Below are 18,480 nucleotides of genomic sequence, written 5' to 3' on the forward strand. Positions count from 1 at the left end.
CCGCTTGCCTTGTGCTAGGAGTGTCGCCTAGTTTGGCACCGTCCTATTTCCCTTCGCCAAGCCAACGTGCCGCAAAAACGAGGTGGTTGGCAACCTTTTCCGCCATGCCATGAACGAAAGACGCCCGGAACCCGAAATCGTCTTTCGTTCGCCCTCCCACCGCGATTGCATGGATGCTCGGTTGGTGCTGGAATCGGTGGGGATCTCGAACGAAAAGCTTCAGCGATCAGGGGACTGGTGCTTGGTCGTGCCCGATGATCAAGTTGGCGCCGCCTTCGCAGAGTTGCAGTCGTATCGCAACGATCGTCTTGCCGAAACCAGTCCGTCGCTGCCACAGAAGTCACTCGTGTTCGGTGGCGCGATTGCGGGGGTGATTTACTATGCGGTTTTCATCGTTTCGGTCGCGGTTCTGGCAGAGACCTCCGCCTATGGGATCGACTGGAAAGCGGTCGGCCAGATGAACGCCGGCCAGGTGATGAATGGTGAGGGGTGGCGAACGATCACGGCGCTGACCTTGCATGCGGATGCCGGCCACCTGCTTTCGAATTTGGTTTTTGGCTGTGTCTTCGGCGTGCTAGCGGGGCGTCTTTTGGGTGGTGGATTGGCCTGGCTGGCAATCGTCCTGGCCGGTGCACTGGGGAACTTGATGAATGCCGTGATTCGGGACGGGGCGCACACTTCGATCGGCGCATCGACCGCCGTGTTCGCTGCGTTGGGGATTCTCGTCGCACACGCAATGCATCCTCGGTACAAGTCATCGGCGAAGGCATTGGTTCGCTGGAGTCCCTTGATCGGCGGCGTCCTGTTGTTGTCGTTCATGGGGATGGAAGGCGAACGAACCGATGTTCTGGCACACGTCACCGGTTTCATTGCCGGGATGGTGTTCGGCTGGGTTGGATGCCGATTGCCGGAAACATGGCTCGCCAACAGTTCATTTCAAATGATCGCAGGGTTGGTCACGGGGGCGATCGTGATTGCGTCATGGGTGCACGGGGCTCAGTGAGCTCATTCCGTGGAGAAGTTTGCGGGTGCGGACTTGCTGCCAGTTTCCTGTTTCGCAAGACACAGCTTCGGAGGCTTTGTCTTTTCTTTCACATCGGGTGCAGGCGGGAGCCTGCGAGGCAGTGTGTTCCCAGGCAGAGCCAGGGAACAAGATGGGCTCCTCAGCGCATTTTCTAGGCCCGGGAACACCACGGGGTTGCCGCACGGTCACTGTTCCAATTAAAGTGTTTGCAACTATTCTATACAATGACATGCACATAGAGGTTTGGCCAAGAGTTGGTTTCCGCACAATGGCTTGCGTGGCCTGACGTCCCGCACCTTGAATCAAGTGGAAGCGGACCAGACAACGCTTGTCCTGCGATGGTTCCTTGCGAACAGAGGATGCACCGGGGTGCGCACGAATCCATGCATGCGGAGATTCTTGGCGTTTCGAAAGAGACATGACCCGAATTCGAACACGTGACTTTGGCGAGCAAATGACGAACCCTCCATCGATCAAACGCCTTCTGAGAATGGCTCTGGCGTCTGGCTGGTTGTTGTCCTTTACCGGCCTCTCTGCGGTGTCCGCGCAAGGTCTGATGGACATTGAGGAGCCGCCGTTTTCTTACTCCGAAACGGTCGAGGACAATCGAGTCAGTCGATTGATTGCGAAGATCCAAGACAAGGAATTGCGTCTGGATTACAGCAAGCCACGTGGGCACCTGGAATCGATCCTGCGGGCCTTGGATATCCCCGTTTCTTCGCAAACGCTGGTGTTTTCTAAGACCAGCATGCAAGTGCAGCACATTTCGCGTTCCAATCCAAGAGCCCTCTATTTCAACGACGACACCTATGTCGGTTGGGTACGTGGCAGTTCGTTGATTGAAATTTCAACCGCGGATTCGAAGTTGGGGGCGGCGTTCTACACCGTCGATATGAAACCCTGGCGAGCAAAGATTGAGCGAGCGAATTATGACTGTTTGGGGTGCCATGCGACATCCATGACGGGTGGGTTGCCGGGGCACATGCTCCGCAGCGTTTCGCCTTTTCATGACGGAAGCATCAACGCCCAATTCCCGTCGCACGTGACCAGTGATTCCAGCCCCTTTGCCGAGCGTTGGGGCGGTTGGTACGTGACCGGCAGCCATGGTTCCATCCAGCACATGGGCAATGCCTTCTTGCGGGGTGAGATGTTGGACCTGCGTCGCAGCGGCAATGTGACCGACTTAGGAGATCGCTTTGACACGTCCGGGTACCTGTTGCCGACCAGTGACATCGCCGCGTTGATGGTGCTGGGACATCAAGCCAGTGTGCACAATGTTTTCGTGAAAGCGGATTTCACCATCCGACAGTTGGAATACGATCGCACACAGCGTCAGGCGGAAGGTCAGAGTATCAGCGAATCGGAGGAGGCAGAGCAAGCTCTGCACATCGCTCAGGCTGCAACCGAAGTGCTGAATGCGATCTTGTTCAGTGACGAGGAGCCATTGGAATCACCGATTGAGAGCGCGGGAGATTTTGTGCGTGAGTTCGAGGCACGTGGTCCGATTGATTCGAAGGGGCGGTCGCTTCGGCAGTTCGATCTGCAAACCAGGTTGTTCAAGTACCCGTGCAGTTTTCTGGTCTACACAGAAGCCTTTGATGCGTTGCAACCAACGCTGCGAACAGAGATTTTGACTCAACTGCGAACCATCCTGACTGGTGAGACCGTGGCAGACGAATACTCGCATCTTGATGCAACGATGCGCACCCAGTTGCACGAGATTTTGATTGAAACCCTGGCGGGCTATTGAGCCGCTCAGGACTCAAAACACGACCCAGGCAGGGCGTGCTAGGGCTGTCAGGAACGATGGTGCAACCGACTTGTGTCGCCCCTTCAGGGCTTGGTGGGTTGGTTTGCCATGTCATCCACGGGTTTTCACCCGTGGCGACAACCTGTCGTCCCTTTCGGGACTCGGGCTGGTAGTTCGGCCACGAAGTGGCGGCGTGATCTAGCCATTGAGCGTCAGCTGATGGAGAGCAAGGCGGCCCCGTGCGATGAGCCCCGCAGGGCTGTCAGGAACGATGAGGCAACCGACTTGTGTCTCCTTCAGGGCTTGGTGGGTTGGTTTGCCATGTCATCCACGGGTTTTCACCCGTGGCGACAACCTGTCGTCCCTTTCGGGACTAGGGCCGGGAGTTCGGCCACGAAGTGGGGGTGTGATCTAGCCATTGGGCGTCAGCTGATGGAGAGCAAGGCGGCCCCGTGCGATGAGCCCCGCAGGGCTGTCAGGAACGATGGTGCAACCGACTTGTGTCGCCCCTTCAGGGCTTGGTGGGTTGGATTGCTATGTCATCCACGGGTTTTCACCCGTGACGACAGCCTGTCGTCCCTTTCGGGACTCGGTCCGGGAGTTCAGCCACGGAGTGGGGGCGTGATTTAGCCAGTGGGCGTCAGCCCATGGGGGAGCGTGTCACTTCTCCATGGCGTCCGGCAGGCGGGTGGGGGTCAAGCTTTCGCTTGCTGACTCACGTGCCGCTCGCGAATACCCGTAGCGAGGGGTTTTCGGCAAAGAGGGTATCCATCCCGCCGGGATGGAATGCTGGCGTGTGCCGTGCGGGGCGGCGTCCAACTGCTCGTCTCCAAGGGTTCGAAACGGGTACGAATTCCGTGTCGAAGTTGAGGTGGTGTCGTCGAGTTGCGACTCGTTCGTGGCGGCCGATGGTGAATCAGGAGTGGCTGGGATCTGCTCGGCGGGGATCGCCATCGAATCAACCGACTCCGATGGGCCGGTCAGGTGGCGATAGAAGCTTGGTGGCAAGTCAATGGTTTGCGTCTGACGACGCGGTGGTTGCGTCGTCGCTGCTTCCGCCGCTTGCCTTCGGAACGTCGCCAGTTGCGTCAACGATTTCAGATCTGTTGAACTTCCAGCCTGTGTTCCGCCGGCAGCCTGTTCACTGGCCAGCTTTGGACTGGCAATGGGCCGATTCAGTCCTGGCAAAAGTTTGACGGTCGAGTCTGAGATCACGACGCCACCGGACCGTCCTTCGAATCGGACGATCAGGCTGAGTTGCTCGTTGAAGCCTCCGACTTCGTCCCAGGGACACCACACGCTGTACGAGATCCCCATCGACGTGTTGCTCATGTGTTCGGCGAACTGGTCGGCGGTGAACACAAACTTGCGTTTGGGTTTCGCCGAATTTGGGTTCAGGTCGTCCGCGTCAAATGCATAAACGGCCAATCCTCCGTCCACCTTCACAGGATCTGGATCTTCTTCGTTGTAAAAGTAGATTCTGGCCCCGAAACCTCGGACGCCAGGTTTTTGTGGTTGATGCAAAACAGTGTCCGCCCACATCACCATCATGCGAGTGGGGACAACTGCTTCGACTTCCTTCTCAAACAGTTTCTTGGTCCAGGACGGCCGGTCAGGCACAAACTGGCAGCCCGCAGCTGGAATCAATGCGACCAACAAGACCGCGATGGCTATCGTCTGAAACGGGGCAGTGAACTTGACCATCATAGACTCCCCCTGAAACCAGAGCCGGTGGACTCACTCGGAAGACCTGGCGAGAAACCATCGGGTGTCCCCAATGATTCGGGCTCAGGCAGCAATTCAGGGTCGGAAGGGAACTCGGATTCGAGGACCGGTGCTTCCAGCACACGTTGTCCCCGAGGATCTTCATGCGGGTAGATCACCTCGATGCCCTCATCTTGGTGAGAGTTCGAGAACAAGGAATCCATCACCGGCTCGCCGATGATTTCACCATGCAGATTGAACACGTCACAAGCACACCAGCTCATGCGAGCCATTTCAGTTTGCTTCAAGCGTTCCATGTCGGCTTCTGAACGCACGATATGCGGGGTCAGGATGATCAGCAGTTCAGCCCGAGTGTTTGTGACGGAATCATAACGGAAGAGGTGTTTCACCAGTGGGATGTCACCCAGGTAAGGAACCTTGCGATGATGTTCCTTTTTCTTGGTGGAAATCAATCCGCCCAGGACAATCGTCTCTCCGTCGGCGGCACTGACCGTTGCTTGAGCACTCGCCACGTTGACTCGTGGGCTCCGCACGACCGTGCCATCGGCGGTGGCCGAAACTGGAATGCCCTCCGATTCTGGTCCGACCTCGGATTTCTCGGCGTCAATTTCCATGGTCACATTGCCTTCGGGGCTGATCCTGGGCGTCACGCCAAGAATCAAACCAACGTTTTCCATCGTGATGGTGTTTTGTTGGCCAATTTGAGTGATCGTTGAACCTGTGATCCGTGGGACGCGTTGACCCACTTGAATGAACGCCGATTGATTGTCGAGCGTCAGAATCTGTGGTCGGCTGAGCACTTCCAAACGACGAGATTCTTCCAGTGCTCGCAACAGGGCGCTGACGTTTTGACTGCTCGCCGACAACACCAACCCACCAAAGCCAAGCTCAGCATTGGATCGACCGAGTGAAAAGTTCGAGAGACCTTGGCCAGCCACATTGGCAGCACTGGAAACCGCTTGTGCGGAACCGCTGTTGCCCAGTGGATCGACACTGTTGAAGTTGAACCCTGGGTCATTTGTGGCGGACACCACACTGTCTTGTGTCGTGGATGTCACCGCTCCGCCTGGCGATGTCACGTTCGTGGTGCTTGTGACCGTCAACAGATCGCCCAAGAGACTGCGATCAAACAGGACCGAATCCTGGATCCCAAGCTCGACACCAAACTCATCGGTGTTGTTGAGTGCGACTTCCGCGATCAAAACTTGGATCATCACCTGCGGGGGTTGTTCGTCAAGCTTCTCGATCATCGTTCTGATTTCGGTGAAGTAGCGAGGCGTCGCACTCACGATCAGCTTGTTCGACACCGGCTCGGGCACGACCACCACTTCCTTTTCAAGTTGCGCGAACGGATTCAAGGTGGCGGGCGATGCGTTTTCAACCTGCCGCGTGTTGCGGAGGAACTCGTTGATTGCCAAGGCAACATCAACGGCAGGCGAATTCTTCAACTGGTAAACGATGTTCTGTCGTTGCATCGCATCCGCTTCATCAAGTCGCAGCAGCAGTGCATCCACAATTTTTAGGTCACCATCGGAACCGGTGGCGATGATGCTATTGCTCCGCACGTCGACCGTGAATCGCAGCGGTGCGAGCGAGGATTCGCCTGGCGAGCTCGACAACTGGGCGCTCGTGACCGGGTCGGCTCCCACCTGACTTGGCAACAATGAGCGAAGCGTGAGGATCAGGCTCGCGGCGTCACCATTTTGAATGGGGAAGATCTTGATTTTGGCGACCATACCAGGAGAATCAAGTTTCTCGATCAACGCTTCGATGACTTCGAAGTTTTCAGCCGGAGACGAAACGATCAGATTGTTCTTGCGAGCATCCACGGTGATTTGGACGTTGTCCAAGAGGCCTGACATGATCGCCTCGCCACGCCCCCTGTCATCCAGCATCAGCTCCATTGCACTGGGGCGAGCACTGGAACCGGCGGTGGAGATGGTTTCGCGGAGCGTCTCCGCAACATCGGCTGCCAAGCTGTTTTGAATCTCAAAAACCCGCGTTCGCTGGACCGTCCCGCCCTCCAGCGTATCGAGACGCTCGACCAACCGAGCCACCTCCAACATGTCTCGCGGGGCCGCGTGAATGATCAGCGAATTCGTGCGTGAATCAATGGTGGATTGGATCGTCGTTGCGAGACCACCTGGGCGATTGGCAAAGAAGGTTCGGACCGTTTCTTGCACGGATGCGGCGGATGCATATTTCAATCGAAACAGATTGAATTGACTTTCCGGTGGAACGGGTTGATCCAGTTTGCGGATCAGGTCCTTGAGTGCGGCAACGGCATCGCCCCACCCCAGCAGCAGGATTGCATTCGGTTTGCCCAAAGGGGTCACGGTGGCACGACCCTGGCGAGTCCCGAGCAGACTTTCTTGGGTTTGTTCGATCAGGTCGGCGATGCTTTGCGAATCGGTGTGTTCGAGATGGAGGACCTCAATGGCTGGTTGCGTCTGGCGACTGAGTTGCTCCAATTCACGAATGATTTCCGCCAGTTGGTCCAGGTCTTGGTCGCGGCCCCTCAAAATGATTGCGTCCAAGTCCGGCAACGTTTGCACCTCAACACCTTCCAACTGGGGCAGTGAGGGGCTCGCGGTTCTCGGCGGAGCGGCACGATTGGGGGCGCCGTTCGTTTCTTCCGGCTCACCCGTCAGGGCAGGCAATTCTTCGGGCACCTGTGTTGAGACTTGTCGAAGTCCCGTGAGTCGATACAGCAGCTGGGACCGCGGATCGTTGGCACTCGCACCGTGGGTGTGCGGTTGGACGATGCCGGATGGGTTCGTCGATCGCAGCATCTGTTGCACGTCCGCTTGCACGTCTTGCTGCAGCATCAAGACACGTTGCTGAGGTTGCCCCGTCAGACTCGATGGTCGCCGCTGATAACGGTCCACGAGTGCCGAGAGCAAGCGTCCAAATTGGTTGACCACCGAAACGGGACCATCGACGAGAACATCTTCTCGCTCCAGATCAAAACGGATTTGCAACGTTCCAGAGGGAGTCGCGAGTGACCATTGACCTGACGACGAGAGGCCACCGGGTTCAGCGGTGGCTGTCAGACGCTGTTCAAACAATCGCAACAATTCGTCACGGATGAGCTTGGACTGGCCTGTCGGCAGCGGCATCAACCGCCTGGTCGTTTCGATGTTGGCTGGGGCGGACTGAGTCGGCGGCAGCAATTGAGCAGAGCGGTCGGGTGAACCAACGGGATTGGATGCTGCGTTCCACCGTGCGGGAGTCTCCTGCGGAGCCTGCGCGGGTTCCACTCTTGGAATGTCAACGCGCTGAAGCACTTGTTTGAACAGATCGTGAACCCACGGTGGACCCGCGACCGAAATTCGATCGTGCTGCGTGTCGGTTTGCAGTCGCACATCGGGCGAACTGGCCACCAAAGGTGTGAAGACGCGCTCGATTTCCGCGGCCGTTCGAAACCGCATCGCGTACGATATTGTTTCCGGCGGTTCCACGGTTTGCGCAATGCTGGGGGTCACACCGAGCGAGATGATCAGCAACAACAGAATGTGAATGGTTCGGTGCCGATCGTGAGGCATCCTAGCTTCCGGCTTTCGTAGAAAAAAAAGATCGGCGCGCACAGTCGCCGAGATTCGTCAGCGTCTCGAACTAGGCAATCGATTGCTCGCCTGTCAAGTCAAGTTGCGGTGATTGCTTGACCCACTGACGGCACCAGTTAGAGTGACAAACTGGTTCGAAGTGTCCCCAGAACCCTCCCCCCCAAGCTTCCGATTTGCGAAGCTCCCGCCGGATTCAACTCCATGCTCCCCCCCCGACACCTGTTTCGCGTCGTTCCATTGCTGTTGGTTTGTGCATCGCTGCAGCCGGTCGCAGCCCAGCCTCCAGATCAAACCACGCCAGCGACCGCCGATCCAACAGCGGAATCTGAAGCCACTCCCCCCGCTCCGTTGCGATCGCCATTTCCTGCCGACCAAGTCAGTCGATTGGTCCACCCGGAAATTGCCGCCGAACTGGGCTTGGACGATCAACAGCGTGCCAAGATTCAATCGTTTCTTGCGGAGCGACTGGAAGTCAGCGCGTCGCCTGACGCTGCCGACAAGAAGGCACGTTTGATCGCGATCGACCAGCAAATTCGTGACACACTCAACGCTGACCAGCTGAAGCAATGGAGCACGACTGGCCCAACCAGTGCACTTCGTTTTCAATTTCGCGAGCAGGCTTGGGGCGACGTGTTGGATTGGTTCGCACGCCAAGAAGGGTTGACGCTGGTGATGAACCAGGTCCCGCCGGGCACGTTCACCTACACCGACACGCGATCCTACAACGCGTCCGAGGCAATCGATTTGCTCAACAGTGTTTTGTTGACGCGTGGTTACACGCTGGTTCGCCGCGAAAAGATGCTGACGGTGTTGCAGCTATCCAATTCGATCCCGATTGAACTGATACCGCGTGTTCCGTTGGAAAAACTGCCCAGTCGCGGCAGGTTCGAATTGGTCAGTGTGCTGTTCTCGCTCGGCAACCGCCCGGTCGATGCGGTGATCAACGAGGTCCAGCCATACTTGGGCACCTTTGGCCGTGCGATCCCGTTGCCGCAAAGCAAGCAGTTGTTGGTCGTTGAAACGGCGGGCAAGATGGACACGATCAATGTTTTGATCAACACGGTCCCAGAACCACGGGCGACCCCCAAACCAGAAAAGCCAGAGAAGCCGCCCGCACCCGTGTTTGCTGCCTACGCACTCGGGGACCTGGACCCCGTTGTCGTGCTGAGTGCGATGAAGGAACTGGTCGGTAGCGAGCGGATCGCGGTCGACGAAAAAACCCGACTGCTGACCGCCTTTGTGATCCCCACGCAACAGACCGCGATTCAAACCGCCGTTGAAAAGATGCGTGAGGAAATCGAGACCGCGCCAGCAAGTGTTTCCGTCGCCTACCCACTCCGCAGCGGCAGCGAGGAACAAATTCGCGAACAAGTCACGGCGATCGCACCGCGTGCCACCGTCAGTGTTGACGCGGTTGCGGCTCGGGTGCTGATCACTGCATCGCCTGATGAACAGGATCGAATCGCCGAAGCCTTTTCTGCGATGGGCATCTCGGCAATGAAATCCGAGATGAAAGTCAAAGCGTTTCAGGTTGACCCTGTTCAGTCCACAGTCATTTCCACCGCCCTGCAGTCCATGATCCCGACGGCCCAGGTCGTGGGCAACTCTTCGTTGGGAACTGTGGTCGTTCGCGGCAGTGCCGATGACATCGTCTTGGCCGAACAGGTGATCGAGCGTTGGCGTGGGGCGGACTTGGACAGCGGTACCACTCTGCATGCATTTGATCTGCCACTCCCAGGAACCGCCGATTGGCTTGCCACGGTCGCCAAGGTCATTCCAAGAGCACAGATTTGGTTGGACCCGGACGCGAAAAAACTGGTCTTGCTCGGTACGGCCGAAGAGAAGACTCGCCTGGAAACGATGCTGCCTCAATTGCTGACCGCTTTGCCTGCACCCCCCGAACGCACGCTCAAGACGTATGCACTGTCGGCGACGGAATTGACCCGTTGGCAACAGTTGGCACCCGTTCTCACCGCACAAATCCCGGGCATCCAGCCGATCGTGCGTCCGGCGGGGGATGACGGTTCGTCGGAGTTGTTGGTGTGGGCCACCGACCAAGACCACGTCCGCCTGGGCGAAGCGATCGCACAAGTCAAGCAGGCGACCTCGCAGACGGCGCTGCAGTGGCCGAAGATTTACGATCTGGACCAGCGTGACCCTGCCCTGTTCAGTGAGTTGCTCTCGATCCGGTTCCCCGGCGCGCGAGTCACTGCGGATGCCGCATCGGGCCAACTGACCGTGTGGGCCGAGCAAGAAACGCACGCGAAAGTGGCTGAACTGCTAACGCAGATCTCTGACGAACTGCCGTCGAATCCTGAGTTGGTCCTCCAGAGTTATCGTTCCGCCGACCGCACACCGACCGAACTGCAGGCCTTGCTTGCACCCGTGATTGCGTCCGTCACGGCCGCGGGAAGCCGTGGCACATTCCAACCGATTGGACCGATCACGGTCGACACGGCCGGCCGACGATTGCTGGTCATGGCAACCGAAGACGCACATCAAAAGATCGGTGAATTCGTCAACGAGCTCGACAAGCCGATGCCGGCTGAGCAGGAACTCATTTTACTGGCCTACAGCCTGGCGGAAGCCCAAGCGACGGATGTGAAGCTGCTGATTGATCAAGCGATCGATGGTGCGACGGTGATCGCCGACGATCGCCGCCAGCAACTGGTTGTCACGGCAACGCTGGCACAGCATGGGCGGATCAAAACGCTGATCCAAGAAGTCGACCGGCCCGCATCCAAGTTCGCCAGCGAGGAAATCCGGGCTTATGAATTGAATGAATTGCAGGCCGCAACCATGCTGCCGACGCTGCAAGCGATGTGGCCGCGAATGAAGCTTTCCGTCGATGCCACCAGCAACCGAATCGTTGCCTCAGGCAATGCGGAGGACCATGAATCGTTTCACCTGTCGATTGAGCGACTCAACACGTCGGCCACTGGCGAATCGATGCGTGTGGAAACGTACAGCCTTCCGATTGGCGACTTGAAAACGTTGCCGACCGTGCTCAATCAAATCGCCCCGCAAGCGATCATCAGCACCGACACGACCAACCGCGCGGTGGTGGTCTGGGCCAGCGACGACCAGCACAAGCGAGTCGCAACGGCAATCGAACAACTGACCATGGCGGCGGAAGATCGCCGTGAGATCGAGGTCCATCAAGTCGCCCCGGAAAAGGCAGCGGCAACACGATTGGTCCTGATGACGCTGTTTCCAACCGCCAGCATCGGAGCCGACGCGGCGAATGGGCAATTGACGGTCCTGGCGTCCAAGGACTTGCAACAAAAGATCGCTGAAGTCTTGGCAAAGACCACTCAAGCCGACAAGGAAGGCTCGAAGCTGGAACCTCGACTGTACGACACCAACGCCGAGATTCGCACGGCCTTCACCAGTGTCATGACCACCACGGTGCCTCGTGCGACCGTCATCGTGACCGGTTTGACGAACCCGAACCAAATGATGATTTTGGCCTCGCCAGAGGATCACGAGCGAGTCGCCGCATTACTCAAAAAGCTCTCCGACGAAACGGGGCCAGCCCCCGAAACCAATGTGCGGGCTTACGAACTGGACCGTGCCGATCCCACGGCGTTTCAAACTTTCCTCGCCGAACGCCAACCCGCTGCGAAGATTCTGAGCGGCGCGGGGACCAACCGCTTGGTGATTGCAGCCACCGAGCAGGCCCACGCTGGGATCTCGCAAATCATCGAAGAGCTGGAAAGAGTGTTTGCCGAAGCGGGCCAACGGGAATTGCAGGTGTACCCAATTCGCAAGGATCTGACACAACAAGCCGTCACCGGGGTTTCCACCGAAGTCCCACGAGCGAGGCTGCTGCCGAGCGTTGACCCGGAGCGGATCCTGTTGCTTGCGTCACCCACGGAACACACCAAGTTTGCGGCGTGGTTGAAACGGTTGCAGGAACAGGTCCCAGCACCGGAACCGACCACGTCGGTGGTCTACCCGTTGGAATTCGGTGACCCAACAGGTGCGGTCCGAGTCCTGACGACGCTGTTGCCGAAGGTTGTCTTCGCGGCAGACGCGGTTGGGAAATCGGTTGCGGCGACTGGCACAGCGGAGGACCACGAAACGATCCAAGCGTTCATCCAACAGTACGACGACCGCCAAATGGACAACGCGGAAACGAAGGTGTTTGAACTGGGCGATGCCGATGCCACGTCACTTTCGCTGGCGGTCACCCAGATGGCACCGACGGCTCGCGTCACCCCGGACCGAATCAGCAATCGATTGATCGTGACTGCGCCCAAGGAGATTCTGGAACGCATTTCGGTGGCGATCGACAGCATGGAATCTGATCCCGCCAAGCAACGCACAACGAAGAGTTACGGGTTGGACGAAGGCACGACCTACTCGCTGACCCCTGCGCTCCAGGGCTCGTTCCCGCGTGCCAAGATTGCCGCCGACACAACCAACAACCGTCTGATCATTTCAGCGACCGAGGCCGAGCATCTCGAAATCGAAAAACTATTCGATTCGTTGAACTCCGCCGAATCGAAGGTGATCAAGAGCTACGTCCTCGAAAACGGCCGTGCGACGACCACCCGACTGGCATTGCTGTCCAGTTTTCCAAAGACCACCATCTCAGCGGACTCAACGACCAACCACTTGATCGTTTCCGCCAGCGAGGAGGACCATGCAAAGATCGCCGAGGTGATTGAGGGCATGAACGCCGATGGGAAACAAACCACCAAGAATTACGCCTTGGAAAACGGCAGTGCGGCGGCCATCCGGTTGGCATTGCAGTCCAGTTTTCCGAGCACAACGGTCTCCACGGACACGGTCAACAACAGCTTGATCGTCTCGGCAAACGAAGTCGACCACCTGATGATCGAGGCGTTTGTCAAACAGTTGAACACGGGGCAAACCAAGCTCACCAAGACCTATGCGTTGGAGACTGGTCGTGCCACGACGACGCGTTTGGCGTTGCTGGCCAGTTTTCCGCTGACGACCATCTCCGCGGATTCGGTCAGCAACCACCTGATCGTTTCTGCCAGCGAAGAGGATCACGCGAAAATCGCCGAAGTGATCCAGGACATGAACGCGGATGGGAAGCAGGTCACCAAAAGCTATGTGTTGCAAAACGGCAGTGCCGCGGCCATCCGGTTGGCGCTGCAGTCCAGTTTTCCGAAGACCACCGTCTCGGCCGACACAACCAGCAACAGCTTGATCGTCTCGGCCAGTGAAGAAGACCATCTGATGATCGAGGCGTTTGTCGAACAGTTGAATGCGGGCGGGCAACAAACCACGCAAAGTCATGCACTTGAAAATGGCAACGCAGCGACACTGCGTTTGGCTTTGCAAGCGACTTACCCACAAGCCACGATTGGCGCCGACTCGGTCAACGACACCCTGATCGTTTCCGCCCCCGAGAAAGAGCAGCAAGAAATCGCCAAGCTGGTGCAGCAAATCAACGATGCTCCTGCACGATCGACGGAGATGCAAGCTTACCCGTTGGCCAAGGCAAACCCACAGAGCGTGGTCGACGCCCTGGAGCAAGCGTTCGGGCGACGGTCGACGGTGGGAGTCAGTGCCGATGACGAAAGTGGAACCGTGTTTGTTGTCGGCTTGCCGCGCGAGCAGGAAATTGCCAAGCAGGTGATCGAGCAAATGGACCGCATCGATTCCTTGGCACGCGATCGTCGTTTGAAAGCGTTTTCACTCGCCGGGATTGATGGCGACGATGTGGCGGAGGCCGTGCAGACCTTGTTCGCTGATGCCCGTCCGTCTGTTGATGTGCGCTACGACTTTTACAATGAACAACTGGTGGTCATCGGCAACGAAGAACAATTGAAGTTGGTTGAAGAAACGTTGGTGCAGTTTGATCCGCCAGAACGCGAACTCGAGATCTTCCCGCTTCAGGAAAACGATCCGAACTCCGTTCGCGAGGCGGTGAATTCCCTGTTTGCGGACTTGCCGACCAATGAGGTTCCGGCGATCACGGTCGACCAGGATCGCCAGCAATTGTTGATTCGTGCGACCACGCAGCAACTCGGTGAGATTCGAACCTTGCTCGTCCGGCTCGGCGAAACCGTGTTGTCGGTGCCAGGGACCGATCAAAATTCCGCAGGAGTGCCCCGTTCCGGTGCTCGAGTGCGAACGGTTTCAGTCGGACGCGATTCCGAATCTCTTTTGAAGCAGTTGGAACAGGTCTGGCCCAAACTTCGCAAGAACCCACTGCGGGTCATCCAGGCAGGCGAGGTCGAGGCGACACAGGAGGGGCTGGAACAGCAGAAGCCACAACCAAACCCCGCGGCGGTGGATCTGCAAAGCACCAACCATCGCGGTGACCCTGCGGTGCAGTTGGTCGCCAACCAAAGCGTCGAAGAAATGACGGACGCCTCTGAAGCGGGCGAAGTGGACAACCCGGCCGTCCTGATTCTGCCGGGTGACGGCCAGTGGGTGATTGCCTCCGAAGACATCGCGGCGCTCGATCTGCTGACAAAATTGATGGAGGTTGCGATGAGTCCGCCGATGACTGCCGTCAAGGAAAGTGGCAACCTGTCGGTTTACGTGCTGAAACACGGCAATGCGGAGGACTTGGAAGATTTGCTGACAGACCTGTTTCAAGAAAGTCGTGCCAGCTCTCGCGCTCGGCTGACCACCGACATGTCCCAAACGCGGATCGTGGCTGACACACGAATCAACGCCTTGATCGTTCAAAGCTCTCGGGCGACACGCGGTGTGATCGAAGATTTGTTGGCGGTTCTGGATTCGCCTGAATTCATTGACTCGCTGCAACTGGTGACGCCGCAGATCGTTCCGATCCTGCACACCAGCGCTCAACGCGTGGAAGACATGCTTCGCACGGTGTACGCCAGCCAGCTTTCTCGCGGACAAAATCGCCCGCAAATCTCGATCCCGGAAGGGGTGTCCGCGGAAGTCGCCTCGATGTTGGAATTGATCAATGCCGAGAATTCGGGCCCGCTGTTGACGTTGAGCACCGATGACATCAGCAATTCGCTCGTGATGCGAGCCCCACCCGAACTGTCCCAAGAAATCCGTCGTTTTGTCGAGCAAATCGACCAGCAGTCCGTCAGCAATCGGGCGGGCAAAATGCGAATCATTCCCCTGCAAACGACCAATGTGCAGCAATTGGAGCAGGTTCTACAGCAATTCCTGCGAACCGGACGCGGCGGCAGAGGCCGCTGAGGAACACTTTGACTCAATGGACCTACTTCACTACCATTGAGTGTTAACACCCACCCCAAATCAATCGGGACGCCCGCAGACACGGTTGTCGTCCGGCGCCCGATCCCACCCCAAGAGCCAAAGACTGTCGTCGAATCAGCAGGCCGTGAAAGCACATTGCGTGATTTCACGATCGGTTGTCAGGCGTCGCCATTGCGTCTCTGCGAATGAGTCTCGCTGACTTCCCGTCGCCACTTTCGTGAGCAGTGCTCTCGTTGAAGTCGACCGGATTGTCTCGGCCGAGTTCACCGCGGGCGATGCGAGTGTTTGGCCCCACCCAAGCGTGCTGACCATGATTACGCAAATCGACGGAATCGCACCCGCCCTGAGCGCCCTCCAACTTCGGCAAGTCGCCGATTCTCTCCGGGACCGCAGTGAACTGGGCACACTGGCCATCCAGTGGGACTTTGAAAGTGACGTCGCGTTGTTGGCGGAAACCGCACGCGTGATGGGCTTGGAATGGCTGGACGCCGAAGAAGTGGAAGTCGACCCGGCGGCCTTGGATGGGTTCCCGCTGAAGATGATTCACCGCTACGAGGTGTTTCCGCTGGAACGCAATGAGAATTGGATCCGCTTGGCGGTCAGCAACCCATTTTCGTTTGGAGCGTTCGACACGATCGCCACCGCGCTGTCGCTGGAAGTCCGCCCGGTGGTCGCGACGCCCGAAACCGTCCGCCAATTGATCAAGCAAAACCTGGGCGTGGGTGCCGAAACGATCGACGGCCTGATCGCGATGCAGCGACAGCAGAGCGGCGATGTCCAAATGCTCGAAGAGTTGCAACTCGACGGGTCCGAGGACGCAGAAGCGGCCGCGCAAGCGTCGGTCGTCCGGCTGGTCAACGAAATCCTCAGTGAAGCCGTCGAGACGCGAGCCAGTGACATTCACATCGAGGCCCAAGAGAATCGACTGAAACTGCGATACCGGATCGACGGTGTGCTGCAACGGCAAAGTGTGCCGCAAGAGATGAATCAATTTCAGGCGGCGATCGTCAGTCGCTTGAAGATCATGTCCAAGATGAACATCGCGGAAAAACGAGTGCCGCAAGACGGCCGCATCAAATTGCGAGTGGCCGGACGCGAGGTCGATTTGCGGGTCTCGATCATTCCGATGTTGCACGGCGAAGGCGTCGTGATGCGGGTGCTCGATAAATCGAACCTCAGTTTGTCGTTGCGTGACATCGGAATGCCCGAAGACACGTATCAGAAATATCAAAAGCTGATTCGAATGCCGCACGGGATCGTGTTGGTCACCGGCCCGACGGGCAGCGGGAAAACGACCACGCTGTACAGTTCGCTCAATGAGATCAAATCCGAAGACACGAAGATCATCACGACGGAAGATCCGATCGAGTATCAACTCGAAGGCATCAATCAAATCCAAGTCCAACAAAAGGTTGGGTTGACGTTTGCTGCCTGCTTGCGAGCGATTCTGCGTCACGACCCGGACGTCGTGCTGATCGGTGAAATTCGCGACCTGGAAACAGCTGAGAACGCAACGCAAGCCTCGCTGACCGGTCACATGGTGTTCAGCACCTTGCACACCAACGATGCCGCTGGATCGTTCATGCGTTTGTGCGACATGGGCGTGGAACCATTCTTGGTCGCCAGCACGGTCGAGGGCGTCATGGCACAACGGTTGGTCCGGCGTCTGTGCTCCAGTTGTCGCCAAGAGTACACGCCCAACGTGGCGGAACTGCCAGACGATTTCCCTTTGGAAAAATTGAACGGTCCCCTGTACCAGCCACAGGGTTGTGAGCAATGCCGTGGCACGGGCTACAAAGGCCGGATGGGAATCTATGAACTGCTGGTCACGAACGAAAAAATTCGTGACCTGGCGACCCAACGCGCAGCATCCAATTTGATCAAGAAGGCCGCCATCGAAGCCGGCATGCAAACGCTGCGTAGCGATGGTTGGGAAAAAGTCTGCAGTGGATTGACGACCGTGGACGAAGTGCTTCGCGTCACCAAGGCGGACTGACAGGATGCCAGACTTCGCATATGTCGCAAAAACGGCGACGGGAGAACGGCGGGAAGGCACCATCGCCGCCCAAACACGCCGGGCAGCGATGCAACGATTGCGTCAGCAAACGCTGTACCCCGTCAGTGTTTCCGATGTGAAGCCTGCGATGGGAGACGTCACCCAGTTCCAGCTGCCCCAACGCATCAAGAAGGAACAGATCGCGGACCTCTGTACCCAGTTGGCGGACCTGCTGAACAACGGCGTCCCCATGTTGGAGGCCCTGTCGATTCTTGGCGAAGTCACGATCAACCCGCGATTGCAAGACGCTGCCAAACGGATCCACGACGCCGTCGCCGAAGGGGCAACCCTCGATCAAGCGATGGCAGCCGAACCCGCCATCTTCTCTGAACTGACGCTCAGCATGGTCCGGGCGGGGCAAGAGGGTGCGTTCTTAGAAGAGTCACTCCAACGAACCAGTGTGTTCTTGTGCAAGCAAGATGAGATGCGTTCCAAAATTGTCAGTGCTTTGGCCTACCCGATCATTCTGGGCGTCGTTGGCACCTTGATCACATCCTTGATGATGGTCTTTTTGGTACCCAAGTTCCAACCGTTCTTTGATCGTTTGGAAGCCACAGGATCTGGTCTGCCACTGATCACGGTGTTGTTGCTGGCGGTCAGTCACACGTTGCTCAACTACGGTTTGCTGTTGCCGATTCCGGTCATTGCAATTGTGTTTGGGCTCAAGAAATACTTGGCCTCCGACAGCGGACGCACGACCTGGGACACGTGGAAGTTAAAGATCCCCGTGCTGGGTGACATCTTTCATGACGCCGCCGTTTCACGCGCGTGCCGTGTGCTGGGGACGTTGCTTCGCAATGGCGTGCCACTACTGAAATCATTGAAGATCAGCAGTGAGTCAACCGGCAACCGCCTGCTGCAGCAGGCCATGCTGAAGTCGGCTGAGAACATCACCACCGGTGATACCTTGGCCAAACCATTGGCGGCGAGTGGATTGATTCCGCCTCAAGTCATGGCAATGATTCGCATCGCAGAAGAGTCCAACACGCTCGACGATGTGTTGGTCAAAATTGCCGACCGCATCGACGGCAAAGTGGAACGTCAACTGGAAGTGATGGTTCGAATGATCGAACCATTGATGCTGGTGTTGATTGGTGGCATGGTCATGTTTGTAATCGTGGGCGTGTTGCTGCCAGTCTTCGATTTAAATTCAACGGTTAACTAAAAAGGGAAA

The 18,480-nt window shown here is 57.5% G+C and carries 7 protein-coding genes; 5 read left to right on the top strand and 2 right to left on the bottom strand.

Annotated elements, in window-relative coordinates; translation table 11 throughout:
- The first annotated feature begins 109 nt into the window (after nucleotides 1-109).
- Nucleotides 110-1,003 carry a rhomboid family intramembrane serine protease gene (locus RISK_RS09590; RefSeq protein WP_047814024.1) on the top strand — a complete coding sequence of 298 codons (894 nt, stop codon included), beginning with the start codon at nucleotides 110-112 and terminating at the stop codon, nucleotides 1,001-1,003.
- A gap of 439 nt (nucleotides 1,004-1,442) precedes the next feature.
- A complete protein-coding gene (locus tag RISK_RS09595) occupies nucleotides 1,443-2,774 on the top strand; it encodes a hypothetical protein (protein ID WP_047814025.1) in 1,332 nt (443 codons plus the stop codon).
- A 660-nt stretch (nucleotides 2,775-3,434) separates the two neighbouring features.
- Here the strand turns inward: RISK_RS09595 and RISK_RS28030 are convergent.
- A complete protein-coding gene (locus RISK_RS28030; RefSeq protein WP_053061121.1) occupies nucleotides 3,435-4,481 on the bottom strand; it encodes a hypothetical protein in 1,047 nt (348 codons plus the stop codon).
- A complete protein-coding gene (locus RISK_RS09610; RefSeq protein ID WP_047814027.1) occupies nucleotides 4,478-8,044 on the bottom strand; it encodes a secretin N-terminal domain-containing protein in 3,567 nt (1,188 codons plus the stop codon). The genes RISK_RS28030 and RISK_RS09610 overlap by 4 nt, the downstream gene beginning before the upstream one ends.
- A 222-nt stretch (nucleotides 8,045-8,266) precedes the next feature.
- Here RISK_RS09610 and RISK_RS09615 point away from each other — a divergent pair, with 222 nt between their 5' ends.
- From RISK_RS09615 to RISK_RS09625, 3 genes are all read left to right on the top strand, one after another.
- Nucleotides 8,267-15,229 carry a secretin N-terminal domain-containing protein gene (locus RISK_RS09615; RefSeq protein WP_047814028.1) on the top strand — a complete coding sequence of 2,321 codons (6,963 nt, stop codon included), beginning with the start codon at nucleotides 8,267-8,269 and terminating at the stop codon, nucleotides 15,227-15,229.
- Nucleotides 15,230-15,467: 238 nt separating this feature from the next.
- Nucleotides 15,468-17,246 carry a GspE/PulE family protein gene (locus tag RISK_RS09620; RefSeq protein WP_053061122.1) on the top strand — a complete coding sequence of 593 codons (1,779 nt, stop codon included), beginning with the start codon at nucleotides 15,468-15,470 and terminating at the stop codon, nucleotides 17,244-17,246.
- A gap of 4 nt (nucleotides 17,247-17,250) precedes the next feature.
- Nucleotides 17,251-18,471 carry a type II secretion system F family protein gene (locus tag RISK_RS09625; RefSeq protein ID WP_047814029.1) on the top strand — a complete coding sequence of 407 codons (1,221 nt, stop codon included), beginning with the start codon at nucleotides 17,251-17,253 and terminating at the stop codon, nucleotides 18,469-18,471.
- Nucleotides 18,472-18,480: the final 9 nt, after the last annotated feature.

The organism is Rhodopirellula islandica (genome assembly GCF_001027925.1).
Classification (GTDB): domain Bacteria; phylum Planctomycetota; class Planctomycetia; order Pirellulales; family Pirellulaceae; genus Rhodopirellula; species Rhodopirellula islandica.

Bases quoted from the DNA above. Each gene is read 5' to 3' on its own strand.
- RISK_RS09590 (WP_047814024.1), top strand. From the start codon at position 110: ATGAACGAAAGACGCCCGGAACCCGAAATCGTCTTTCGTTCGCCCTCC.
- RISK_RS09595 (WP_047814025.1), top strand. From the start codon at position 1,443: ATGACCCGAATTCGAACACGTGACTTTGGCGAGCAAATGACGAACCCT.
- RISK_RS28030 (WP_053061121.1), bottom strand. From the start codon at position 4,481: ATGATGGTCAAGTTCACTGCCCCGTTTCAGACGATAGCCATCGCGGTC.
- RISK_RS09610 (WP_047814027.1), bottom strand. From the start codon at position 8,044: ATGCCTCACGATCGGCACCGAACCATTCACATTCTGTTGTTGCTGATC.
- RISK_RS09615 (WP_047814028.1), top strand. From the start codon at position 8,267: ATGCTCCCCCCCCGACACCTGTTTCGCGTCGTTCCATTGCTGTTGGTT.
- RISK_RS09625 (WP_047814029.1), top strand. From the start codon at position 17,251: ATGCCAGACTTCGCATATGTCGCAAAAACGGCGACGGGAGAACGGCGG.